The 21,910-nt window shown below is 41.3% G+C and carries 37 protein-coding genes and 4 pseudogenes; 34 read left to right on the top strand and 7 right to left on the bottom strand.

What is annotated here, in order from left to right; genetic code table 11:
- Position 1 precedes the first annotated feature (1 nt).
- A complete protein-coding gene (locus D2C72_05875; GenBank protein ID QEF44194.1) occupies positions 2-379 on the bottom strand; it encodes a copper resistance protein in 378 nt (125 codons plus the stop codon).
- 36 nt (positions 380-415) lie between these two features.
- Between D2C72_05875 and D2C72_05870 the strand changes: the two are divergent.
- The 4 genes and pseudogenes from D2C72_05870 (at position 416) to D2C72_05855 (ending at position 2,842) form a co-directional block, all read left to right on the top strand.
- Positions 416-599: pseudogene (locus D2C72_05870) on the top strand (hypothetical protein).
- The gene (fumC, locus tag D2C72_05865; GenBank protein ID QEF43805.1) at positions 554-1,945 is read left to right on the top strand and encodes a class II fumarate hydratase; all 1,392 of its coding nucleotides are present in this window, start codon (positions 554-556) and stop codon (positions 1,943-1,945) included. Before D2C72_05870 ends, fumC begins: the two are co-directional and overlap by 46 nt.
- A gap of 21 nt (positions 1,946-1,966) precedes the next feature.
- Positions 1,967-2,197 (top strand): hypothetical protein, encoded by a 231-nt coding sequence (locus D2C72_05860; protein ID QEF43804.1) that lies wholly within the window; start codon positions 1,967-1,969, stop codon positions 2,195-2,197.
- 15 nt (positions 2,198-2,212) lie between these two features.
- Entirely contained in the window at positions 2,213-2,842 is a 630-nt protein-coding gene (locus tag D2C72_05855; GenBank protein QEF43803.1) for a ribonuclease HII, read from the top strand.
- On the opposite strand, the gene D2C72_05850 is transcribed toward D2C72_05855, so the two are convergent.
- Positions 2,816-3,253, bottom strand: coding sequence for a hypothetical protein (locus D2C72_05850; GenBank protein ID QEF43802.1), 438 nt, complete (start codon positions 3,251-3,253; stop codon positions 2,816-2,818). The two genes, D2C72_05855 and D2C72_05850, sit on opposite strands and share 27 nt — an antisense overlap.
- A 241-nt stretch (positions 3,254-3,494) precedes the next feature.
- Positions 3,495-4,624: pseudogene (locus D2C72_05845) on the bottom strand (ATP-binding protein).
- A 164-nt stretch (positions 4,625-4,788) separates the two neighbouring features.
- On the opposite strand from D2C72_05845, the gene D2C72_05840 reads away from it, so the two are divergent.
- From D2C72_05840 to rplQ, 29 genes are all read left to right on the top strand, one after another.
- Complete coding sequence (locus D2C72_05840; GenBank protein ID QEF43801.1) at positions 4,789-5,103, top strand: 30S ribosomal protein S10; 315 nt, start codon at positions 4,789-4,791, stop codon at positions 5,101-5,103.
- Positions 5,104-5,139: 36 nt separating this feature from the next.
- A complete protein-coding gene (locus tag D2C72_05835) occupies positions 5,140-5,715 on the top strand; it encodes a 50S ribosomal protein L3 (protein QEF43800.1) in 576 nt (191 codons plus the stop codon).
- Positions 5,716-5,749: 34 nt separating this feature from the next.
- Complete coding sequence (locus D2C72_05830; protein ID QEF43799.1) at positions 5,750-6,397, top strand: 50S ribosomal protein L4; 648 nt, start codon at positions 5,750-5,752, stop codon at positions 6,395-6,397.
- A 3-nt stretch (positions 6,398-6,400) separates the two neighbouring features.
- The gene (locus tag D2C72_05825) at positions 6,401-6,682 is read left to right on the top strand and encodes a 50S ribosomal protein L23 (protein QEF43798.1); all 282 of its coding nucleotides are present in this window, start codon (positions 6,401-6,403) and stop codon (positions 6,680-6,682) included.
- A 15-nt stretch (positions 6,683-6,697) separates the two neighbouring features.
- Entirely contained in the window at positions 6,698-7,528 is an 831-nt protein-coding gene (gene rplB / locus D2C72_05820) for a 50S ribosomal protein L2 (GenBank protein QEF43797.1), read from the top strand.
- Positions 7,529-7,539: 11 nt separating this feature from the next.
- On the top strand, positions 7,540-7,821 hold the full coding sequence (gene rpsS, locus D2C72_05815) for a 30S ribosomal protein S19 (GenBank protein QEF43796.1): 282 nt from the start codon (positions 7,540-7,542) through the stop codon (positions 7,819-7,821).
- A 9-nt stretch (positions 7,822-7,830) separates the two neighbouring features.
- On the top strand, positions 7,831-8,199 hold the full coding sequence (rplV, locus tag D2C72_05810) for a 50S ribosomal protein L22 (GenBank protein QEF43795.1): 369 nt from the start codon (positions 7,831-7,833) through the stop codon (positions 8,197-8,199).
- A gap of 3 nt (positions 8,200-8,202) precedes the next feature.
- A complete protein-coding gene (gene rpsC, locus D2C72_05805) occupies positions 8,203-8,907 on the top strand; it encodes a 30S ribosomal protein S3 (protein QEF43794.1) in 705 nt (234 codons plus the stop codon).
- A gap of 2 nt (positions 8,908-8,909) precedes the next feature.
- Positions 8,910-9,335, top strand: coding sequence for a 50S ribosomal protein L16 (locus D2C72_05800; GenBank protein ID QEF43793.1), 426 nt, complete (start codon positions 8,910-8,912; stop codon positions 9,333-9,335).
- The gene (locus tag D2C72_05795; protein QEF43792.1) at positions 9,322-9,522 is read left to right on the top strand and encodes a 50S ribosomal protein L29; all 201 of its coding nucleotides are present in this window, start codon (positions 9,322-9,324) and stop codon (positions 9,520-9,522) included. Before D2C72_05800 ends, D2C72_05795 begins: the two co-directional genes overlap by 14 nt.
- 14 nt (positions 9,523-9,536) lie before the next feature.
- Positions 9,537-9,797 carry a 30S ribosomal protein S17 gene (rpsQ, locus tag D2C72_05790; GenBank protein ID QEF43791.1) on the top strand — a complete coding sequence of 87 codons (261 nt, stop codon included), beginning with the start codon at positions 9,537-9,539 and terminating at the stop codon, positions 9,795-9,797.
- 2 nt (positions 9,798-9,799) lie between these two features.
- Positions 9,800-10,168 (top strand): 50S ribosomal protein L14, encoded by a 369-nt coding sequence (locus D2C72_05785; GenBank protein ID QEF43790.1) that lies wholly within the window; start codon positions 9,800-9,802, stop codon positions 10,166-10,168.
- Positions 10,168-10,389, top strand: a complete 222-nt coding sequence (locus D2C72_05780) for a 50S ribosomal protein L24 (protein QEF43789.1) — start codon at positions 10,168-10,170, stop codon at positions 10,387-10,389. The genes D2C72_05785 and D2C72_05780 overlap by 1 nt, the downstream gene beginning before the upstream one ends.
- Positions 10,390-10,401: 12 nt before the next feature.
- A complete protein-coding gene (locus D2C72_05775) occupies positions 10,402-10,947 on the top strand; it encodes a 50S ribosomal protein L5 (protein ID QEF43788.1) in 546 nt (181 codons plus the stop codon).
- A gap of 10 nt (positions 10,948-10,957) precedes the next feature.
- Positions 10,958-11,143, top strand: a complete 186-nt coding sequence (locus D2C72_05770; protein ID QEF43787.1) for a 30S ribosomal protein S14 type Z — start codon at positions 10,958-10,960, stop codon at positions 11,141-11,143.
- Between the two features lie 9 nt (positions 11,144-11,152).
- Positions 11,153-11,548, top strand: a complete 396-nt coding sequence (locus D2C72_05765; GenBank protein QEF43786.1) for a 30S ribosomal protein S8 — start codon at positions 11,153-11,155, stop codon at positions 11,546-11,548.
- 10 nt (positions 11,549-11,558) lie between these two features.
- On the top strand, positions 11,559-12,095 hold the full coding sequence (locus D2C72_05760) for a 50S ribosomal protein L6 (protein ID QEF43785.1): 537 nt from the start codon (positions 11,559-11,561) through the stop codon (positions 12,093-12,095).
- 13 nt (positions 12,096-12,108) lie between these two features.
- Positions 12,109-12,465, top strand: coding sequence for a 50S ribosomal protein L18 (locus D2C72_05755; protein ID QEF43784.1), 357 nt, complete (start codon positions 12,109-12,111; stop codon positions 12,463-12,465).
- 14 nt (positions 12,466-12,479) lie between these two features.
- Positions 12,480-12,923, top strand: coding sequence for a 30S ribosomal protein S5 (gene rpsE / locus D2C72_05750; protein QEF43783.1), 444 nt, complete (start codon positions 12,480-12,482; stop codon positions 12,921-12,923).
- A gap of 17 nt (positions 12,924-12,940) precedes the next feature.
- On the top strand, positions 12,941-13,342 hold the full coding sequence (locus tag D2C72_05745) for a 50S ribosomal protein L15 (GenBank protein ID QEF43782.1): 402 nt from the start codon (positions 12,941-12,943) through the stop codon (positions 13,340-13,342).
- A 39-nt stretch (positions 13,343-13,381) separates the two neighbouring features.
- Positions 13,382-14,644, top strand: a complete 1,263-nt coding sequence (locus tag D2C72_05740; GenBank protein QEF43781.1) for a protein translocase subunit SecY — start codon at positions 13,382-13,384, stop codon at positions 14,642-14,644.
- A complete protein-coding gene (map, locus tag D2C72_05735) occupies positions 14,644-15,405 on the top strand; it encodes a type I methionyl aminopeptidase (protein QEF43780.1) in 762 nt (253 codons plus the stop codon). Before D2C72_05740 ends, map begins: the two co-directional genes overlap by 1 nt.
- Positions 15,405-15,623 carry a translation initiation factor IF-1 gene (locus tag D2C72_05730; protein QEF43779.1) on the top strand — a complete coding sequence of 73 codons (219 nt, stop codon included), beginning with the start codon at positions 15,405-15,407 and terminating at the stop codon, positions 15,621-15,623. Before map ends, D2C72_05730 begins: the two co-directional genes overlap by 1 nt.
- A 78-nt stretch (positions 15,624-15,701) precedes the next feature.
- A complete protein-coding gene (gene rpmJ / locus D2C72_05725) occupies positions 15,702-15,815 on the top strand; it encodes a 50S ribosomal protein L36 (GenBank protein ID QEF43778.1) in 114 nt (37 codons plus the stop codon).
- A 3-nt stretch (positions 15,816-15,818) separates the two neighbouring features.
- The gene (locus D2C72_05720; protein QEF43777.1) at positions 15,819-16,181 is read left to right on the top strand and encodes a 30S ribosomal protein S13; all 363 of its coding nucleotides are present in this window, start codon (positions 15,819-15,821) and stop codon (positions 16,179-16,181) included.
- 22 nt (positions 16,182-16,203) lie between these two features.
- Positions 16,204-16,599: a 30S ribosomal protein S11 gene (locus tag D2C72_05715; protein ID QEF43776.1), complete on the top strand. Its 396-nt coding sequence runs from the start codon at positions 16,204-16,206 to the stop codon at positions 16,597-16,599.
- 9 nt (positions 16,600-16,608) lie between these two features.
- Entirely contained in the window at positions 16,609-17,235 is a 627-nt protein-coding gene (gene rpsD / locus D2C72_05710) for a 30S ribosomal protein S4 (protein QEF43775.1), read from the top strand.
- Between the two features lie 11 nt (positions 17,236-17,246).
- A complete protein-coding gene (locus D2C72_05705) occupies positions 17,247-18,281 on the top strand; it encodes a DNA-directed RNA polymerase subunit alpha (GenBank protein ID QEF43774.1) in 1,035 nt (344 codons plus the stop codon).
- On the top strand, positions 18,281-18,631 hold the full coding sequence (gene rplQ / locus D2C72_05700) for a 50S ribosomal protein L17 (protein ID QEF43773.1): 351 nt from the start codon (positions 18,281-18,283) through the stop codon (positions 18,629-18,631). The genes D2C72_05705 and rplQ overlap by 1 nt, the downstream gene beginning before the upstream one ends.
- Before the next feature lie 213 nt (positions 18,632-18,844).
- On the opposite strand, the pseudogene D2C72_05695 reads toward rplQ, so the two are convergent.
- Positions 18,845-19,066: pseudogene (locus D2C72_05695) on the bottom strand (hypothetical protein).
- A gap of 38 nt (positions 19,067-19,104) precedes the next feature.
- On the opposite strand from D2C72_05695, the pseudogene D2C72_05690 reads away from it, so the two are divergent.
- Positions 19,105-19,342 (top strand): annotated as a pseudogene (locus D2C72_05690) (hypothetical protein).
- Here D2C72_05690 and D2C72_05685 read toward each other — a convergent pair.
- From D2C72_05685 to trpB, 3 genes are all read right to left on the bottom strand, one after another.
- Positions 19,337-19,585, bottom strand: a complete 249-nt coding sequence (locus tag D2C72_05685; protein ID QEF43772.1) for a hypothetical protein — start codon at positions 19,583-19,585, stop codon at positions 19,337-19,339. The pseudogene D2C72_05690 and the gene D2C72_05685 sit on opposite strands and share 6 nt — an antisense overlap.
- Before the next feature lie 358 nt (positions 19,586-19,943).
- Positions 19,944-20,732: a tryptophan synthase subunit alpha gene (locus D2C72_05680; protein QEF43771.1), complete on the bottom strand. Its 789-nt coding sequence runs from the start codon at positions 20,730-20,732 to the stop codon at positions 19,944-19,946.
- The gene (trpB, locus tag D2C72_05675; GenBank protein QEF43770.1) at positions 20,722-21,909 is read right to left on the bottom strand and encodes a tryptophan synthase subunit beta; all 1,188 of its coding nucleotides are present in this window, start codon (positions 21,907-21,909) and stop codon (positions 20,722-20,724) included. Before trpB ends, D2C72_05680 begins: the two co-directional genes overlap by 11 nt.
- Position 21,910: the final 1 nt, after the last annotated feature.

Genomic DNA, 21,910 nt, shown 5'->3' with positions numbered 1-21,910 from the left:
CTTATAAATCCAGGCTTGTTTTAGCGCGATAAACCTGACCCTCTTTAGATTTAATATCCACCCTAACCTGCCATGTCCCGTTCATGGAAAGATTGGTTTTTGCTTCATAAAGGCCGTTTTTTTCACTCACTTGCGCCATTTCTTTCATCGCTGGCATGCCGGGCATTTCAGGCATCATAAACTGCACCCTAACGATAGCTTTTTCTAAAGCCTTACCTTTTAAGGTGGGGCTAAGCACAAAAGTGTTATCGCCTTTAATGGGGTTACCCACGGATTTGATTTTCACTTCCAAGTCATTGGCTTTTAGGGTTTGCTCCCATGCGTTCAAACTCATAACTCCCAACACGCTTACTAAAAATAAAGCGGCTAACTTTTTCATCGTTTTGACCTTTACATTAAGATAACAAGAAAATTCTTGTTGCAAACGGATAATAACCCTCTTTTGTGTAAAAATTGTGGAAATGGTGTTTAAAAAATTAAGGTTTTTAAGTAGAAGGTATAAGAGTTTATGCTATTTTTTTAAGGTTTTAAAATCAAATTTCAAAGGATTAGCATGCAATTTAGAATCGAACATGACACGATGGGCGAAATCAAAGTAGATGATAGCCAATACTGGGGGGCTCAAACGCAACGCAGTCTTGAAAACTTTAAGATCGGCACTGAAAAAATGCCTAAAGAACTCATTGGCGCGTTTGCCAAACTTAAAAGGAGTTTGGCGGTAGTCAACCACAAGTTAGGGAAATTAAGCCTAGAAAAATCGCAAGCCATTATCAAGGCGTGCGATTGCATTTTAAAAGGCGAGTTGTGCGGCGAATTCCCGTTGGCGATATGGCAAACAGGGAGCGGGACTCAAACGAACATGAACCTCAATGAAGTCATTGCCAATAAGGCTACCGAAATTTTAGGGGGTAATTTTAGAGAGAAAAAACTCATCCACCCTAACGATGATGTGAACATGTCTCAAAGCTCCAACGACACTTTCCCTACCGCAATGCATATTGTGAGTGCGCTAGAAATCACGCATAAACTGCTCCCTAGTTTGGAGAATCTGTTAAAGACCTTTAAAGACAAAAGCCAACAATTTAAAGAGATTGTCAAAATCGGGCGCACGCATTTACAAGACGCTACGCCTTTAACTTTGGGGCAAGAATTTAGCGGGTATGCGAGCATGTTAGAGCATTCTAAACAACAAATTTTAGAGAGTTTGGAGCATTTAAGGGAATTAGCCATAGGTGGGACGGCCGTAGGCACAGGGCTAAACGCTCATAAAGAATTGAGTGAAAAAGTGGCTGAAGAATTGAGCGAGTTTAGCGGCGTGAAATTCATCTCTGCGCCCAATAAATTCCACGCGCTCACTAGCCATGACGCTATCGCTTATGTGCATGGGGCTTTTAAGGCTTTAGCGGCGAATTTAATGAAAATCGCTAACGATATTAGATGGCTTGCGAGCGGGCCGCGCTGTGGTTTGGGCGAGCTTAATATCCCTGAAAACGAGCCGGGCAGCTCTATTATGCCCGGTAAAGTCAATCCCACGCAATGCGAAGCGATGACAATGGTAGCCGTGCAAGTGATGGGGAATGATACCGCTATTGGCATTGCGGCCAGTCAGGGTAATTTTGAATTGAATGTGTTCAAGCCGGTGATCATTTATAATTTCTTGCAAAGTTTAAGGCTATTGAGCGACAGCATGGAAAGTTTCAATACCCATTGCGCGAGCGGTATTGAGCCTAATAAAGAAAAAATTGATTATTACTTGCACCATTCTTTAATGCTAGTAACCGCCCTTAACCCGCATGTGGGCTATGAAAACGCCGCTAAAATCGCTAAAAACGCCCACAAAAAAGGCATTTCTTTAAAAGAAAGCGCGGTGGAACTGAAACTCTTGAGCGCTGAAGATTTTGACAAATTCGTGGTGCCTGAAAAGATGATCGGGCCTAAGGCTTGAAACCTTGGGTGGGAGCATGAGATGAAAAAAGATATTCGTAAGATTTTAAAAGAAGCATTGCATGACAATAAAGATTTGAATCTTTATTTGGGATCTGGAGGCAAGCATGCCAAGCTGACTGATGGAGTGCATTTTTTGACGATCTCTTCATCGCCAAGCGACAGAAAAAGCGCGAAAAACTTTGAAAAAGAATTGACAGAGTTTATTAAGAAGCTAAGAGGAAACAGGATAACGCATGGAGCGTGTGAGTAGGGATTTTGATACCGGTTGGGTTGCGTAAAAATGATTTTAGGCATTGATGAGACGGGGAGGGGGTGTTTGGCCGGGTCGCTTTTTGTGGCTGGGGTGGTGTGTAGTGAAAAAACAGCCTTAGAGTTTTTAGAAATGGGTCTTAAGGATAGCAAGAAGCTCAGCCCAAAAAAACGCTTTTTCTTGGAAGATAAAATCAAAACGCATGGCGAGGTCAAGTTTTGGGTGGTCAAAAAAAGCGCGAATGAAATTGATAGCTTGGGCTTAGGGGCGTGTTTGAGGCTCGCTATTGAAGAAATTTTAGAAAATGGTTGCTCTTTAGCTAATGAAATAAAAATAGACGGCAACACGGCGTTTGGCTTGGATAAACGCTACCCTAATATACAAACCATCATCAAGGGCGATGAAAAAGTCGCTCAAATCGCTATGGCGTCTGTTTTAGCAAAAGCTGCTAAGGATAAAGAAATGCTAGGATTGCACGCTTTGTTTAAGGAATACGGCTGGGATAAGAATTGCGGGTATGGGACTAAACAGCATATAGAAGCGATTATTAAGCTAGGGGCTACGCCTTTTCATCGGCATAGCTTCACGCTTAAAAACCGCTTGTTAATTCCCAAACTCTTAGATGTGGAACAACGCCTTGTTTAAAATGGCGCTGAGATGGGTAGCGCTCGTTGAAGAAAGGTTGATATGCTTTACTTTAAAGTAAGCGATGAGATCTTCAGGCTGAATGAAAGGGAATTGCACCATAACATACACACGATGGTTGATGGTATCCACGAACCTTTTAGCCAAAATGGATTTAGACATTAAAAAATCAACCAACCCGAATAAATAGCTGATAGAGTTATTTTTAATTTGAAGCGCTTTAACAATACGATGGTGCATTTTAGTGATTAAAATGCTTTCTAAAGCGCTATAAGCGTTCATTTTAGCCCTTAAAAAAGCCACTTTTTCAGCGTTCTTTTCAGGGGGCAAGAAGAGGCCTAGGGATAGCAAGGCACAGAAACTTAATTTTTTCAATGCGTTCATTATAACTTCCTTTCTATAAAAGAATATTAAAAACGCCCTACGCTTTTAGGGTATTTTTAGGGTATGTGGTATTTCTCAAAAAAGCGAAATACTGGGATAGCTTATAGCGAGTTAGCTTAAGAAAAAATAAAAATATGTAATAATAATTTAAAAATAATAATATTAAATACATAAATACATAAATACATAAATACATAAATACATAAATACATAAATACATAAATACATAAATACATAAATACATAAATACATAAATACATAATAACTATTATACCAAAATAGATTGAATATCCAAAGAAAAATCAATGAAATTAAGGTGTTTGTAGGGGGTATTGGTTGCTGAAATGGGGGCGTTGATAGAAACGACTGCAATTTTTAAAAACCCATGTTTGTGGCACCATAGAAGCTGTTTTTCTAAAAAATGGGGCGTGGGGAAAGCGTGGGCGATGAGGGCGAGCTTGTTGGTAGGATTTCGCAAGATAAAGATCCCATTGTCATGGGAGTAAAGCTCATGATTTGGGAATTGCTTGTAAAGCTCTAAAAAAACCATGTTTTCAAAAACATTTAAAAGCGAAGGGCTAGGAGTCAGGCTATAAGGCAAGGCAAAATCGCACAGATACAATTTGGTTTTATGATTTTCAAAGCTAGGGACTAAAAAAAGGATGCGTTGTTTTTCTAGCGCATGTAAAAATTTATAAAGGGTGTCTTTAGAGGTTTTCAACTCCTTTTTGAATTGCGTATAAAGATAAAAAGCGCTCACAAACTTAGATTGATGCGCGCAGATTTTAGCCATTAGGGGGGCGTAAGTTTGAAAGGCTAGTTTGATATTTTCTTGTTTTTTTAGGATTTTTTCTTGCTCGTTTTCTACAAAAAGCGAATCTAAAGCGTTGCCGTCTCTTAAAAAGCGGTTAAACAGAGTGTTTTAGGGGTGTTGGGTTTGAAAAAGCTAGTGTATTCTTTAAAATCCAACCCTAACGCATAGCGCAAACTAAAATCGGGCGCTGTTATGGGGCTTAAATAATTAGGGATAAGAACGATTTTAGGGAGCTTAGGCAGGCTGAAATCCAAGCGCTCTATATTGTCTAAAATGAGCAAGTCCATTTTCTTTTCTAAATGCCATTTTAAAAGCCACGAGCTTAAGATATTTTTATTCAAACGCATGTCATTGTAATTGATATACACAGGGTTTTTAAAGTCCTTCGCTAGTTTGAGGGCGAAAGTGGTTTTACCGGATTTCATCGGCCCTAAAAGACAGATTTTATCGCTTGAAGGTGGGGTTAAAAGCGGGTTGTTTAAAGCCGGCTCTTTAGGGGTTTCAAAAGGCCCAAAAGGGTGCAAGCAAGAAAGGGGCATGAACTTCCTTACAAAGGGGATTGGATTAAGATAATCGTAGCGCATTTTTTTATATTTCCTTATAAAAAGGAAGTAAAAATCTCTAAAAAGCCCTAAAAATAGCAAAAGTTATTGACTAAATGGCGCATTTTGAGTAGTATTTCAGTTTTTATTTTATTGTTTTATTCTGTTTTGAGTAACGAATGAAACGAGTTCTTTTAGGAGAGTTTATGGAAAAAATCAGGTTGAAGCTCAAAGCTTATGACCATAGAGTGTTGGATCGCTCTGTTGTGGCTATCGTGGAAGCTGTAAAGCGTTCAGGTTCTGAAATTAGAGGGCCTATCCCTTTACCGACTAAGAATAAGCGTTACACCGTTTTACGCTCCCCGCATGTCAATAAGGATTCAAGAGAGCAGTTTGAGATTAGGGTTTATAGCCGGTTGATTGATATTATCTCGGCCACCCCAGAAACCGTGGATAGCTTGATGAAGTTGGATTTAGCTCCTGAAGTGGATGTAGAAGTAACTTCTATGGAAACGAAGTAGTCCTAACGCATTGAGATAATAAAATAAGGGTTAGATATGGAATTTTTAGTTCAAAAGATAGGCATGAGCCGCACCATTGACGCTAACAGCACGCCTGTAACCTTGCTTAAAGTCTTGCAAGCGAAAGTGTGCCAGCTAGAAAACGGGAAAGCTTTAGTGGCCTATGCGATGCATAAAAAACACAATAAGGCGATTGAAGGCCAGCAAAAGAAATACCAGCTCAGCAAAGAGTTTAACCGCTTCGCCACCTTAAAAGCTTCCCAACAACAAGAGTTGGGCGATTTGGATTTGAGCGCTTTAGAAACGCTTAAAAGGGTTAAAGCGAGCTTTAAAACGAAAGGAAGAGGCTTTGCGGGGGTGATGAAGCGTTGGAATTTCCAAGGCGGGCCTGCAGCGCATGGGAGCCGTTTCCACCGCCGCCCTGGTTCTATTGGTAACCGAGAATGGCCAGGAAGAGTGCAAAAGGGTAGGAAAATGGCAGGGCATTATGGCAATGAGCTAGTTACTTGCCAAAACGAGGTGCTCTCTTTTGATAAAGAAAGTATGGTGTTAGTGCTAAAGGGTTCAGTGGCCGGCTTTTCTGGGGCTTATGGACGCATCAGAGCGGTATAAAACCATACACTGAATATAATATAAAGGGTTTGATATGAGTAAGGCCATCGTTTTAGACAGCCATTTGAAAGAAAAGGGTAGCGTGGAGTTACCTAAAAGATATGAGGGCATCAACAGCCATAACCTCTATCTTTACGTGAAACATTATTTATCTTCTGCGCGCGCTAATACCGCTAAAAGTAAAAACCGTGCTGAAGTGAGCGGGGGCGGTAGGAAGCCTTGGGCGCAAAAAGGGGGCGGGAGAGCCAGAGCAGGGAGCATCACTTCGCCTGTGTTTGTGGGTGGGGGTGTCTCTCATGGGGCTACAAATAAGCGCAATTACAATCTTAAAATCAACAAAAAACAAAAACGCTTGGCTTTAGAATACGCTTTAGAAGAAAAAGCGCAAGCGAATAAGCTTTTTGTGGTGGAAAAAATTGCTATAAAGGGTGTGGTTGAAGACAATAAAAGAAAGCATTTGACTAAAGAAGCCAACCAAATGTTCCAGGCTTTAGAGCAACGAGACACTTTGTTTGTGTGCATGAACATGGACGAATACACCGAGTTAGCCTTTAGTAACCTTAAAAAATGCCTTATTGTTGATGTGAGCGAGTTAAACGCTTATCTTTTAGCGGCGTTTAGCTCTGTCGTGATGGAAGAAGCGGCGTTTCAGCATGCGGTGCAAGATAAGACAGAGGAGTAAAAAATGGCAGACATCATGGATATAAAGTCAATTCTTTACACTGAAAAGTCATTAGGATTGCAAGAAAAAGGTGTTTTAGTGGTCCAAACGGCTCAAAATGTAACCAAAAACCAGCTCAAAGAAGTGTTTAAAACTTACTTTGGCTTTGAGCCTTTGAAAATCAATTCTTTGAAACAAGAAGGTAAGGTGAAACGCTTTAGAGGGAAGCTTGGACAAAGAAAGTCGTTTAAGAAATTTTATGTGAAAGTTCCAGAGGGCGCTAGCATTGCCGCCCTTGGCGCGTAGAAAGGAGAAAGCGTTATGGCGATTAAAACTTATAAGCCCTACACCCCAAGCAGACGCTTCATGTCGGTGTTGGACTCTAAAGACATTACCGCAAAAAGCAGTGTCAAAGGCTTACTCACTAAGCTTAAAGCGACAGCAGGGAGGAACAATAACGGGCGAATCACTAGCCGCCACAAAGAGAGAGGGGCTAAAAAACTCTACCGCATTATTGATTTCAAGCGCAACAAATACAACATTGAAGGGAAAGTAGTTGCGATTGAGTATGATCCTTACAGAAACGCGCGCATCGCTCTTGTAGTCTATCCTGATGGGGACAAACGCTATATTTTACAGCCAAGCGGTTTGAAAGTGGGCGATAGCGTTATCGCTGCTGAAGGCGGTTTGGATATTAAAGTGGGCTTTGCGATGAAGTTAAAAAATATCCCCATAGGAACGGTGGTGCATAACATTGAAATGCATCCAGGGGCTGGTGGGCAATTAGCCAGAAGTGCAGGAATGAGCGCTCAAATCATGGGTAGGGAAAATAAATACACCATTCTTAGGATGCCAAGCTCTGAAATGCGCTACATTCTAAGCGAATGCATGGCGAGTGTTGGCGTGGTAGGGAATGAGGATTTTATCAATGTCTCTATCGGTAAGGCAGGGCGTAACCGCCATAGAGGGATTCGCCCACAAACTCGTGGTAGCGCGATGAACCCAGTGGATCACCCGCATGGTGGGGGTGAGGGTAAAACAGGGACAAGCGGTCATCCTGTATCGCCTTGGGGCACTCCAGCTAAGGGCTATAAAACTAGAAAGAAAAAAGCTAGCGACAAGCTCATCATTTCCAGAAAGAAACATAAATAAAGGGTTAAAGAATGTCTAGGTCAATTAAAAAGGGTCCTTTTATAGACGACCACTTGATGAAAAAAACGCTCAAGGCAAAAGAGGGTAAGGATAACCGCCCGATTAAAACATGGTCTAGAAGAAGCACCATTTTGCCTGAAATGATTGGTTTTACTTATAATGTGCATAACGGAAGGGTTTTTGTCCCTGTGTATATCACAGAAAACCATGTGGGTTATAAGTTGGGGGAATTCGCTCCTACAAGAACTTTTAAAGGGCACAAAGGCAGTGTCCAAAAAAAGATTGGCAAGTAAGGGGGTAGAATGAGTAAAGCGTTATTAAGATTTGTGCGGTTATCTCCTACTAAAGCCAGATTGATTGCAAGACAGATTCAAGGCATGAACGCTGAATTAGCGATCGCTAGTTTGGAATTTACGCCCAATAAAGCGGCCAGAGTGCTTTCAAAAGTGGTGGCTTCTGCGGTCGCTAACGGCTCTTTAGACGCCAAGAGCACTCTGATTGTTTCTTGCAGAGTGGATGCTGGCCCTGTGCTTAGGCGCTCCATTCCAAGGGCTAAAGGCAGAGCCACAGCCATTAGAAAGCCAACATCTCATGTATTCGTAGAAGTAGCAGAAGGGAAAGAAATGAAATCTTCTAAAAGCCATAAAAAAAATCAAGCAGAAGGTAAGTAGGGCATGGGACAAAAAGTTAATCCGGTAGGTTTAAGATTAGGTATTAATAGGAATTGGACTTCCAGATGGTTCCCTAGCACTCGCACTGCTCCAAGCAATATTGATGAAGACAATAAGATTAGGAAATTCCTTAAAAAAGAGCTTTATTATGCCGGCGTGAGCGAGATTGTGATTGAAAGAGCGGCTAAAAAACTGCGCGTTACGGTCGTAGCGGCTCGCCCAGGGCTTATCATTGGTAAAAAAGGCGTGGATATTGAAAAAGTCAAAGAAGGCCTAAAAACGCTCATCAAAAAAGAAGTCTCCATTAATATTAAAGAAGTCAAACGCCCCCAAGCTGACGCCCAATTAGCCGCAGAAAATGTAGCCACCCAATTAGAAAAAAGGGTCGCTTTCCGTCGCGCGATGAAAAAGGTCATGCAAGCGGCGTTAAAATCCGGCGCTAAAGGAATCAAGGTGCGCGTTTCTGGCCGTTTAGCAGGGGCTGAAATCGCTCGCACCGAATGGTATATGGAAGGGCGCGTGCCTTTACACACTTTAAGGGCTAAGATTGATTATGGCTTTGCTGAAGCGATGACGGTATATGGTATTATTGGCGTGAAAGTGTGGATTTTCAAAGGGGAAGTTTTGCAAAAAGGCATCCAATTTGAGAAAAAAGAAGAGGCTAAAGAAGAAAGAGAGCCTAGAAGAAGCAGAAGAGGGAGACAATAATCATGTTAATGCCAAAAAGAACAAAATACAGAAAGCAAATGAAAGGGCGCAATCGTGGGAAAGCCCATCGTGGTAACTCTATTGCGTTTGGGGATATTGCGATTAAAGCCATAGAGCATGGGAGGATTGATTCGCGCCAGATTGAATCCGCAAGGGTGGCTATGACAAGGCATATTAAAAGAGCGGGTAAGGTGTGGATTAGAGTGTTTCCTGATAAGCCTTTGACCGCCAAACCTTTAGAAACGAGGATGGGTAAAGGTAAAGGCTCTGTGGAAAAATGGGTGATGAATATCAAGCCGGGCAGGATCGTTTATGAAATGCTAGGCATTGAAGAAGGATTAGCGAGAGAAGCTTTAGCGTTAGCTCAGAGCAAACTTCCTTTTAAAACCAAAATTGTAACTTGTGAGAGCGAAAATGAAATATACTGAATTGAAAGATAAGAGTATCAAGGAATTAGAAGAGTTGTTGCATGCTAAAAAGGCGGAGCTTTTTGAGTTGCGCGTTAAGTTAAAGACCATGCAATTGAGTAATCCTAACGAGATTAAGAAAGCCAGAAGAAATATCGCTCGCATTAACACGGCCATTAATGCGTATTATTCTTCTAGCGTTGAGTAAAAAAAGGGTAAGCAATGAATACAAAAGAGCCGCATAAAAGGCTGGTGCAAGGCAAGGTTATCAGCAAGTTTGCTGAAAAAAGTGCTGTGATTCTTGTGGAAAGAAAAGTGGTGCATGAAAAATACAGAAAGATTGTTAAAAAGTTCAAAAAATACACCATCCATGATGAAAACAATCAGGTGAAAGTAGGGGATTTTGTGAGCGCGATTGAGTGCAGACCGTTTTCTAAAACCAAGTCCTTCACGCTTAAAGAAATTTTAGTAGTGGGAGTATAAGCATGATACAGAGTTTTACAAGATTGAATGTCGCTGACAATAGCGGCGCTAAAGAAATCATGTGCATTAAGGTGTTAGGAGGCAGCCACAAACGCTATGCGAGCGTGGGTAGCGTGATCGTGGCTTCTGTGAAAAAAGCTATCCCTAATGGCAAGGTGAAACGCGGTCAAGTCGTCAAAGCCGTTGTGGTGAGAACGAAAAAAGAAATCCAAAGGAAAAATGGTTCTTTGGTGCGTTTTGATGACAATGCAGCGGTGATTTTGGACGCTAAAAAAGATCCTGTTGGCACAAGGATTTTTGGGCCAGTGAGCCGAGAAGTGCGTTACGCTAATTTCATGAAAATTATTTCTCTAGCGCCGGAGGTTGTATAATGAAAAGTGAAATCAAAAAAAATGACATGGTGAAAGTCATTGCAGGAGACGATAAGGGTAAGGTCGCTAAGGTTTTAGCGGTGTTGCCTAAGACTTCTCAAGTGGTTGTTGAAGGGTGTAAAGTGGTGAAAAAAGCGATTAAACCTACTGATGATAACCCTAAAGGGGGCTTTATCCATAAAGAAAAGCCCATGCACATTTCCAATGTGAAGAAAGCCTAAGGAGTTGGATACATGTTTGGTTTGAAACAATTTTATCAAAATGAAGTGAGAACAAAACTCGCTCAAGAATTAGACATCAAAAACCCCATGCTTTTACCCAAGCTAGAAAAAATCGTTATCAGCGTGGGCGCTGGAGCGCATGCAAAAGACATGAAAATCATGCAAAATATCGCACAAACGATTTCTTTGATTGCAGGGCAAAAAGCCGTTATCACTAAAGCGAAAAAATCCGTTGCGGGTTTTAAGATCAGAGAAGGCATGGCGGTAGGGGCGAAAGTTACCTTAAGGAATAAACGCATGTATAATTTCTTAGAAAAGCTGATTGTGATTTCGTTACCCAGAGTGAAAGACTTTAGAGGGATCTCACGGAATGGCTTTGATGGGCGTGGGAATTACACCTTTGGGATCAATGAGCAGTTGATTTTCCCGGAAGTGGTTTATGATGATATTATGGTCAGTCATGGCATGAACATCACTATGGTAACTTCTACGGACAACGATAAAGAAGCGTTCAAGTTGTTAGAATTGCTTGGATTGCCTTTTGCAAAAGTGAGATAAGGGGTTAATTATGGCTAAAAAATCAATGATAGCAAAGGCTCAAAGGAAACCAAAATTCCAAGTAAGGGCTTATACGAGATGCCGCATTTGTGGGAGACCTCATTCGGTTTATAGGGATTTTGGGCTTTGTAGGGTGTGCCTAAGAAAAATGGGCAGTGAGGGACTCATCCCAGGCTTGAGAAAAGCCAGTTGGTAAGGATAAGATATGGTAAATGATATAATTGCAGATTCATTAACTCGTTTGAGAAACGCTTCTATGCGCCGCTTAGAATTCACACAGCTTTATTACGCAAAGATCGTGGTTTCTATTTTAGAGATTTTTAAAGAAAAGGGTTTCATTAAAGATTTCAATGTCAAAGATAAAGACAAGAAACAATCGGTTTATGTGCAGTTGGCTTATGATGAAAAAGGGCATTCAAAAATCAGCGAAGTGAAGCGTCTAAGCAAGCCCGGTCGTCGTGTGTATAAGCAAAAAAACGAGTTGAAGCGCTTTAAAAATGGCTATGGCGTGATTGTGGTAAGCACTTCTAAGGGTGTGATCACTAACGAAGAAGCTTACAGACAGAATGTCGGTGGCGAAGTGCTTTGCAGTATTTGGTAAAGGATTAAAAATGTCAAGAATTGGGAAAAGAATCATTGAAATTCCAAGCTCTGTGCAAGCGAGCGTTGAAGGGAGCAAGCTTCTTTTTAAAAACAGCAAAGAAAAGCATGAGTTAGAAACTCACAACCGAGTGAAAATCACGCTTGAAAACAACCAATTGAGTTTCCAGCCTGTGGGCGAAGACGCGCAGTCTAGGGCTTATTGGGGGACTTATGGGGCGTTAGCCAACAACATTGTAATAGGCTTAAGCACCGGCTTTAGTAAGACTTTAGAAGTCAATGGCGTGGGCTATAAGGTGGCTTTGGGCAATAAAACTTTGGATTTGAGTTTGGGTTTTAGCCACCCAGTGAAATACCCCATTCCAGCAGGGATTGAAATGGTGGTGGAAAAAAACACGATTACTATCAAAGGGAGCGATAAGCAAAAAGTAGGGCAAGTCGCCGCTGAAATCAGGAGCTTCAGACCCCCAGAGCCATACAAGGGTAAGGGCGTGAAATACAGCAATGAAGTCATTATTAGAAAAGCTGGTAAGACAGCTAAAAAATAAATAAGGTGGAGTGATGAACGCGAAAGCATTGTATAAAAAGAAAGCCTTAAGGGATCGCCGAAAATTAAGGATTAAAAGCAAACTCTTGGGCGATAAATTAAGGCCTAGGGTGAGCGTTTTTCGTTCGAATCGCTATTTCTATGCACAAGCGATTGATGATGTTAAACAAAGCACTATAACGCATATTGACGGCAGGAAAATGGGCTTTAAAAACACGCAAGAAGACGCTAAAAAATTAGGCGCTCTCTTTGCTGAAGAATTGAAAAAAGCAGGGATTGAGCGAGCGGTTTATGACAGGAATGGTTACCTCTATCATGGCGTGGTGGCAGCGTTTGCTGAAAGCTTGAGAGAGAACGGGATCGCTCTATGACAGAAAGGAAAGGTATGGAAGAGATTAACAGAGAAGAGTTTCAAGAAGTCGTTGTGAATATTGGCCGTGTAACCAAAGTGGTTAAGGGCGGTAGGCGGTTTCGTTTTAACGCTTTAGTGGTTGTGGGCAATAAAAATGGGCTTGTGGGCTTTGGTTTGGGCAAGGCTAAAGAAGTCCCTGATGCGATTAAAAAAGCGGTAGATGATGCGTTTAAAAACCTAATCCATGTAACGATCAAAGGCACGACTATCGCTCATGACATTGAACATAAATACAACGCAAGCCGTATTTTACTCAAACCGGCAAGTGAGGGAACGGGGGTGATTGCTGGGGGTTCAACGCGCCCTATCGTGGAATTAGCAGGCATTAAGGATATTCTAACCAAATCTTTAGGCTCTAATAACCCCTATAATGTGGTGCGCGCGACTTTTGACGCTCTAGCGAAAATCAAGGCGTAGTTAAAAAGGATATTGTAATGGGATTAGAAAATTTAAAACCGGCTAAAGGTAGCGTTAAAAAAATCAAACGAGTGGGCCGTGGTCAAGGAAGCGGCATGGGAAAAACCGCTACAAGGGGCGGTAAAGGTCAAACCGCAAGGACAGGCTATAAGGCTAAAAGAGGCTTTGAAGGAGGGCAACAACCCTTACAACGCCGTTTGCCTAAAATAGGTTTTAGGACTAAAGATTCTCATATCTATTCTATCAATGTAGAAAAGAATGAAACGATTAAAAATTTAGAAGAAATCACTTTTTCAAGCTTGCGTGCTTTGCACCATTTCCCCCTTTATATTGAAGGCGTGAAGTTGATCGGTAAAGACGCTAAAAACTTGGCTTCTAAAATTAAAGATGAGAGAATCAAAACAAGCGGGCAGAAATAATGCCCCTGTTGTATCAGCTTGATTTAAGAGGAATAAGTTATGAATAAGGCCATTGCTAGTAAGATACTCATCACTTTGGGTTTTTTATTTCTCTACAGAGTCTTAGCTTATATCCCCATTCCTGGCGTAGATTTAGCAGCGATCAAGGCTTTTTTTGACAGCAATTCCAACAACGCTTTGGGGTTGTTTAACATGTTTAGCGGGAATGCGGTTTCTCGCTTGAGCATCATCTCTTTGGGTATCATGCCCTATATCACTTCCTCAATTATCATGGAGCTTTTGAGCGCGACTTTCCCTAACCTGGCTAAAATGAAAAAAGAGCGAGACGGCATGCAAAAATACATGCAAATTGTGCGCTATTTGACCATTTTAATCACCCTAATCCAAGCGGTGAGCGTTTCAGTGGGCTTAAGGAGTATTAGTGGAGGAGCCAATGGAGCGATCATGATTGATATGCAAGTCTTTATGATCGTTTCAGCGTTTTCTATGCTTACAGGGACGATGCTACTTATGTGGATAGGGGAGCAAATCACGCAAAGGGGCGTGGGGAATGGGATCAGCCTTATTATTTTTGCCGGGATTGTTTCAGGGATTCCATCAGCTATTTCAGGCACATTCAATTTGGTCAATACAGGCGTGATCAATATCTTAATGCTCATTGGTATTGTGCTGATTGTTTTAGCGACTATTTTTGCGATCATCTATGTGGAATTAGCTGAGCGCAGAATCCCTATTTCTTATGCGCGTAAAGTGGTGATGCAAAACCAAAACAAGCGCATCATGAATTACATTCCTATTAAGTTGAATTTAAGCGGGGTGATTCCCCCTATTTTCGCTTCAGCGTTGCTCGTGTTCCCTTCTACGATTTTACAGCAAGCCACAAGCAACAAAACCTTGCAAGCGATTGCGGATTTTTTAAGCCCGCAAGGGTATGCGTATAATATTTTGATGTTCTTACTCATCATCTTTTTCGCTTACTTTTATTCCTCTATCGTGTTCAATTCTAAGGATATTGCGGATAATTTAAGGCGTAATGGCGGGTATATTCCAGGGCTTAGGCCTGGAGAGGGGACTTCATCGTTTTTAAATTCTGTAGCGAGCAAGCTCACTTTGTGGGGTTCATTGTATTTAGCGCTCATTTCTACCGTGCCTTGGATTTTGGTTAAGGCTATGGGCGTGCCTTTTTACTTTGGAGGCACAGCGGTGCTGATTGTGGTTCAAGTCGCTATTGACACCATGAAAAAGATTGAAGCGCAAATTTATATGAGCAAGTATAAAACTTTAAGCGCGGTAGGCTTTTAATGGCGATCTCTATTAAAAGCCCAAAGGAAATCAAAGCCCTAAGAAAAGCCGGGGAATTAACCGCGCAAGCGTTAGCCCTTTTAGAGCGAGAAGTAAGGCCTGGGGTTTCACTTTTAGAGCTGGATAAAATGGCTGAAGATTTTATCAAATCCTCTCATGCTAGGCCTGCTTTTAAGGGGCTATATGGATTCCCTAACTCTGTGTGCATGTCCTTAAACGAGGTGGTCATTCATGGCATTCCCACGGATTATGTTTTACAAGAAGGGGATATTATAGGCTTGGATTTGGGGGTGGAGGTGGATGGTTATTATGGCGATTCGGCAATCACTCTCCCCATAGGCGCGATAAGCCCTCAAGATGAAAAATTGCTCGCTTGCTCTCAAGAGAGCTTGATGCATGCCATTAGCTCAATTAGAGTGGGCATGCATTTTAAAGAATTGAGTCAGATTTTAGAGGGCGCTATTGTAGAAAGAGGCTTTGTGCCTTTGAAGGGGTTTTGCGGGCATGGCATTGGTAAAAAACCCCATGAAGAGCCAGAAATCCCCAACTACCTAGAAAAAGGCGTCAAAGCTAATAGCGGCCCTAAAATCAAAGAGGGCATGGTATTTTGCTTAGAGCCTATGGTGTGTCAAAAACAGGGCGAGCCTAAAATACTAGCGGATAAGTGGAGCGTGGTTTCAGTGGATGGGCTTAACACAAGCCACCATGAGCATACTATCGCCATAGTTGGCAATAAAGCAGTGATTCTTACGGAGCGTTAATGGCAAGAGATGATGTTATAGAAGTGGATGGGAAAGTGATTGAGGCGTTGCCTAACGCTACTTTTAAGGTGGAGTTAGACAATAAGCATGTGGTGTTGTGCCGTATTTCTGGAAAGATGCGCATGCACTACATTAGGATTGCTTTAGGCGATAGGGTCAAGCTAGAGCTTACGCCCTATAGCTTAGACAAGGGTCGGATAACTTTTAGATATAAATGAATTTAAGGGTTATTTCAATGAAAATATGTTAGCATAAAAGCTTTTAGTAGTGCCTAATTTTTTCAAAGGAGAAAAATCATGAAAGTCAGGCCATCAGTGAAAAAGATGTGCGATAAGTGCAAAATCATTAAAAGAAGGGGTGTTATTAGAGTGATCTGCGCTACCCCTAAACACAAACAAAGACAAGGATAAAGCATGGCAAGGATTGCTGGTGTGGATTTACCAAAAAAGAAGAGAGTAGAGTATGCCCTTACCTATATTTATGGGATTGGGCTTAAGAGTTCCAGAGAGATTTTAGAAGCAGTAGGCATTTCTTTTGACAAACGCGTGCATGAATTGAGCGAAGATGAAGTGTCTAGTATCGCTAAAAAAATCCAACAAAGCTACCTAGTAGAGGGCGATTTGCGTAAAAAAGTTCAAATGGATATTAAATCTTTAATGGATTTAGGGAATTATCGTGGGATCAGGCACCGTAAGGGTCTTCCTGTGAGAGGCCAAACCACTAAAAATAACGCTAGGACTCGTAAGGGTAAGAAAAAAACCGTGGGCAGCAAGTAGCAAATAAGGAGATGATGATTTAATGGCTAAGAGAAATGTAACGACTAAAAAGAAAGTAGTCAAAAAGAATATTGCTAGAGGGGTTGTTTATATTTCAGCGACCTTTAACAACACCAACATCACGATTACTGATGAAATGGGCAATGTGATTTGCTGGAGCACGGCGGGCGGTTTAGGGTTTAAAGGCTCTAAAAAATCCACCCCTTATGCGGCCCAACAAGCTGTAGAAAGCGCTCTAAGCAAGGCTAAAGAGCATGGCGTTAAAGAAGTGGGCATTAAGGTTCAAGGGCCAGGCAGTGGGCGTGAGACCGCTATTAAGAGCGTGGGCGCGACAGAGGGCGTTAAAGTGCTTTGGATTAAAGACATCACCCCGCTCCCTCATAATGGTTGCAGACCCCCTAAAAGAAGAAGAGTGTAAGGAGGCTTTATGGCAAGATATAGAGGCGCAGTAGAGAGACTAGAAAGGCGTTTTGGGGTTTCTTTAGCTTTAAAAGGTGAAAGGCGATTGAGCGGGAAGAGTGCGTTAGATAAAAGGGCTTATGGGCCAGGTCAGCATGGGCAAAGGCGCGCTAAGACTTCTGATTACGGGTTGCAATTGAAAGAAAAGCAAAAAGCTAAAATGATGTATGGCATTTCTGAAAAGCAATTCAGGAGTATTTTTGTGGAAGCCAATCGTTTGGACGGCAATACGGGTGAAAACCTTATCCGCTTGATTGAAAGAAGATTGGATAATGTTGTCTATCGCATGGGGTTTGCGACCACCAGAAGCTCTGCTAGGCAATTGGTAACGCATGGGCATGTGCTTGTGGATGGTAAGCGTTTGGATATTCCCTCTTATTTCGTGCGTTCAGGGCAAAAAATTGAGATCAAAGAAAAAACCAAGAGCAACCCTCAAGTGGTGCGCGCGATGGAATTGACAGCTCAAACAGGGATTGTGCCATGGATTGATGTGGAAAAAGATAAAAAATACGGCATATTCACCCGCTACCCTGAAAGAGAAGAAGTGGTTGTCCCTATTGAAGAAAGACTCATTGTAGAATTGTATTCTAAGTAAGGGGTTAGAGCATGAAAGTTATCAAAACAGCACCTTTGATCCCATCAGAAATTAAGGTGCTAGAGAAAGAGGGCAATCGGGTTAAGATTTCTCTAGCTCCATTTGAGTTTGGTTACGCTGTTACGCTCGCTCATCCTATTAGAAGGCTCTTGCTTTTAAGCTCTGTGGGGTATGCTCCTGTAGGTTTAAAGATTGAAGGCGTCCATCATGAGTTTGACTCATTAAGGGGGGTTACTGAAGATGTGTCGCTTTTTATCATGAATTTAAAGAATATCCGCTTTATAGCTAAGGCGTTAGTGGGGCAGGATAGCTCTTTAGAAAACCAATCGGTTGTGGTGGATTATTCTTTTAAAGGGCCTATGGAGCTTAGGGCTAGGGATTTGAATTCTGATCATATAGAAATCGTCAATCCGGAAATGCCTCTAGCCACAATCAACGAAGACGCCCAATTGAATTTTTCGCTCATTATCTATAAAGGAATGGAGTATGTCCCAAGCGAAAACACAAGGGAATTGATGCCTGAGGGCTACATGCCACTAGACGGCTCTTTCACGCCGATTAAAAAGGTCGTTTATGAGATTGAAAATGTTCTGGTTGAGGGCGATCCCAACTATGAAAAAATCATTTTTGATATTGAAACAGACGGGCAGATTGACCCTTATAAAGCGTTTTTGTCAGCGGTGAAAGTGATGAGCAAGCAACTAGGCGTTTTTGGCGAAAGACCCATTGCTAATACGGAGTATTCAGGAGATTACGCTCAAAGAGATGACGCTAAAGATTTGAGCACTAAGATTGAAAGCATGAATTTGAGCGCTAGGTGTTTTAATTGCTTGGATAAAATCGGCATCAAGTATGTGGGCGAACTCGTGTTGATGAGCGAAGAAGAGCTTAAAGGCGTGAAAAACATGGGTAAAAAATCCTATGATGAAATCGCTGAAAAATTGAATGATTTGGGCTATCCGGTAGGCACAGAATTAAGCCCTGAACAAAGAGAGAGTTTAAAGAAAAGATTAGAAAAATTAGAAGATAAAGGAGGTAACGACTGATGAGACACAAACACGGATACCGCAAGCTTGGGAGAACCAGCTCGCACAGAAAGGCGTTATTAAAGAATTTAGCGATCGCTTTGATTGAGCATAACAAAATTGAAACAGGGATTTATAAAGCTAAGGAGTTGCGCAGTTACATTGAGAAATTAACGACAGCGGCTCGTGTGGGCGATTTTAACGCGCACCGCTATGTTTTTGCATATTTGCAAAACAAAGAAGCCACCCACAAGCTTGTAACTGAAATCGCGCCCAAATACGTGCAAAGGAATGGCGGATACACCAGGATCCAACGCACCACTTTTAGAAGAGGGGACGCTTCCACTCTAGCTACCATTGAATTTGTATGAAATTTGATGAACTGCTAGCCAAGATTTAGTCTTGGTTGGTGGTTATCGCTTTGATTTTATCTTTTTAAAAGAAGTGCTTAAAAGCTTTGGTCTTGTTTTATTGATCATGAAATTTAAAAAATACTAAAAAGCATTTCTGTAATCAAAATATAAAAGAGCTTAGTTAAGCGATAACCTCCAAACTGCAAAAATAAAGTAACTAAAACCCCATTTTTAAAAAATCAAAATAAACTCAAAACTCGCACTGGCTTTTATCCCACCCTTTAATGACCCTGTTGTATTCTTGAATCGCCTAAACTTCATCGTTCAAATAGATTTTTCTGTCTTTGCTTGAGCGGTATTCCTTACATTTTTATTGAGGCTTCTAATTGGTTTGATGATTTTAAGAAATCCAACTGCTGAAGATTAAGTTAGATGGATTGTTTTTTTAGACATGCTAGATCTTGGTTATTTTTTATGCTAAACTGCTTTGGATTTTAGCCGATGTAGGTGATGGGTTGATTTGTTCGCTTTGTAGTGGTTTTATAAAAAAGACACAAGATACAAACTCCTATCTTGTGAAAGCCACACAAGATACACTAAAGACTATAAACCGAACCGCCACCACGCCAAAGCGGGACTGAATCAATCTTTCTCTACTTGCTAACTCAAATGCTTCTTAACTTGACACAATATACAGACAAAAACTTGCCTAACAAAATCCGCTCATAAGAATTTTTGATAGACCAACACCACCGATTTAGGTGTAGAGCTAAGGCTAAAAAAACTATCTGTAGCTTCATTGAGCGAGCCAGAAAAGAGCGTTTTTAAACGCAAGTTTTTTAAGGGGTATTTGAGGTTTTTAGAAGTGAATTGGGCTTTAAAATCCAAGCTAAAAAGTGAGATTTGCTCCCCTTTAAAACTGGGCAAAGTAAAATGGGTTTCTAACACCCTAAAAAGGCCATAATCGCTTATGGCTTGGTATGTGTGAAACCGCCCCTTGCTAAAGTAAAGGGCTTCCTAACTAAAACCCTCTAATAAAAATCAGCTTTTTTATTATCAAAATACCTGCGATTTTAGCCGCTATCAACCACACTACAAGGCTACTTTTATATTGTTGTTAGGCTTATGGCAGTATTTCCTACGCTAACGCCTGACTACGCTACACATTTGGTGAATGGTATGCCTAGAATCGGAAAGCCCAATACAACAAGAACAGTGTCTTTCACAGATTTATAAAAATACACCCAATAATAACACGCATGCAATAAAACCTGATGATGATTGTTAGTCTATAATCTTTAATTTTTTGACGCAACAAATCCTAAAAGCCTTAAAAAATCATTCCTCCTATAAACCCTTTAATTTTTTCTAGCATGGCGTTTTCATTGTTTAAATTTTCTTCTATGATTTTGACTAACGCTGAGCCGCAAATCACGCCATCAGCACCCATGTCTTTAGCGTTTTTGATGTGTTCTTTTTTGGAAATGCCAAAGCCTAGTAATGCGGGGGTAGGGCTAAAAGTTTTTAGGGTTTTAATGATCGCGCTCGCATCATTTTCTAAAGTATGGCTCGCCCCTGTAACCCCACTCCTGGCTAAAGTGTAGATATAGCCTTGCGAATGCGTAGCGGCTTGTTCTAAATCTTTAACGCTCGCATTAGGACTGGCGATAAAGATTTGTTTAATGTGGTGTTTTTGAGCGGATTTGATGACTAATTCTTTTTCTATTAGGGGCATATCCGCTATTAAAACGCTATCTATACCGCATTCTTTAGCTTGAGCGTAAAAGCCATCAACGCCATAAGAAAAAATTAAATTCGCATACGCTAAAAGCCCTATGGGAATATCATGGTTGTAGCCTCTAATTTTTTTTAAAAGCTGGAAATTTTTAGCCATAGAAGCGTGTTTTAACGCCCTTAAATGGCTCGCTTGTATGGTAATGCCATCCGCTACGGGATCTGAGAAAGCAAACCCCAATTCTAAAGCGCTCACCCCGCTAGCAATTAAGGTTTTAATGATTTCAAAACTCCACTCATAATTAGGATCGCCCAAGGTTACAAACGGGATAAACGCCATTTTGTCTTGTTTTTTTAAGGTTTCAAACATGTTTTTATACCTCATTTAAACCTCCTTTTAAAGCGTTATAAACGGTGCTTAAATCCTTATCCCCCCGACCGCTTAAATTCACTACAATGATGCTTTCTTCTTCGCATTTTTGAGTGAGTTTTAAGGCATACGCTAAAGCGTGTGAGCTTTCTAGCGCTGGGATAATGCCTTCTTTTTGGCACAACAAACTAAAGGCTTCTAGCGCTTCAAGATCGCTTGCGCTTTCATAAATCGCACGAGCGCTCTCTTTTAAATAGCTGTGTTCTGGCCCCACTCCTGGATAATCAAGCCCGGCGCTAATGCTATGGCTTTCTATAATCTGGCCTTCATCATCTTGTAAAAGATAGGTTTTATTCCCATGCAAAATCCCCACACGCCCCTTATTCAAAGTCGCCCCATGCTTATTGGTTTCTAGCCCTAAACCCGCCGGTTCTACGCCTATGAGTTTAACCTCTTTATCGTTTAAAAACGCACTAAATATCCCTATAGCGTTAGACCCCCCTCCAACGCATGCGATAACATAATCAGGCAAGCGGTTTTCTTTTTCTAAAATTTGACTTTTAACCTCATCGCCTATCATTTTTTGAAAGGTTTTAACCATTGTGGGGTAAGGGTGTGGCCCGGCGGCTGTGCCTAGCAAATAATGCGTGTCCTTGTAACTGCTCGCCCAATCCCTTAAGGCTTCATTCACAGCGTCTTTAAGCGTCGCGCTCCCTGAATTAACCTCTCTGACTTCAGCGCCTAATAAGCGCATTCTAAAAACATTCATTTCCTGGCGCTTGATGTCTTTAGCCCCCATAAAAATCACGCATTTTAAACCCAACAACGCGCAAGCAATAGCCGTCGCCACGCCATGCTGCCCAGCACCTGTTTCAGCAATAATCCTTGTTTTACCCATTTTTTTTGCTAAAAGGGCTTGCCCTAAAGCCTGATTAGTCTTGTGCGCCCCGCCATGGATTAAATCTTCTCGTTTTAGATAAAGCTTAACTTTAGGGTTAGAAACGATATTTTGACACAAGGTTAAGGGGCTAGGACGGCCCACAAAATCTTTTAAAAGATGGAAATATTCTTTTTGGAATTTTTCATCTTTCAAACACGCATCAAACGCCTGTTCTAACTCTCTTAATGCAGGCACTAACAATTCTGAAACAAAACTCCCTCCAAACTCCCCAAAATACGCTTTTTTATTCATT

Source organism: Helicobacter pylori (assembly GCA_008032955.1).
Taxonomy (GTDB): domain Bacteria; phylum Campylobacterota; class Campylobacteria; order Campylobacterales; family Helicobacteraceae; genus Helicobacter; species Helicobacter pylori_DC.
The sequence above is the reverse complement of the archived record's forward strand: the minus strand, read 5'-3'. Positions and strand labels throughout refer to the sequence as shown.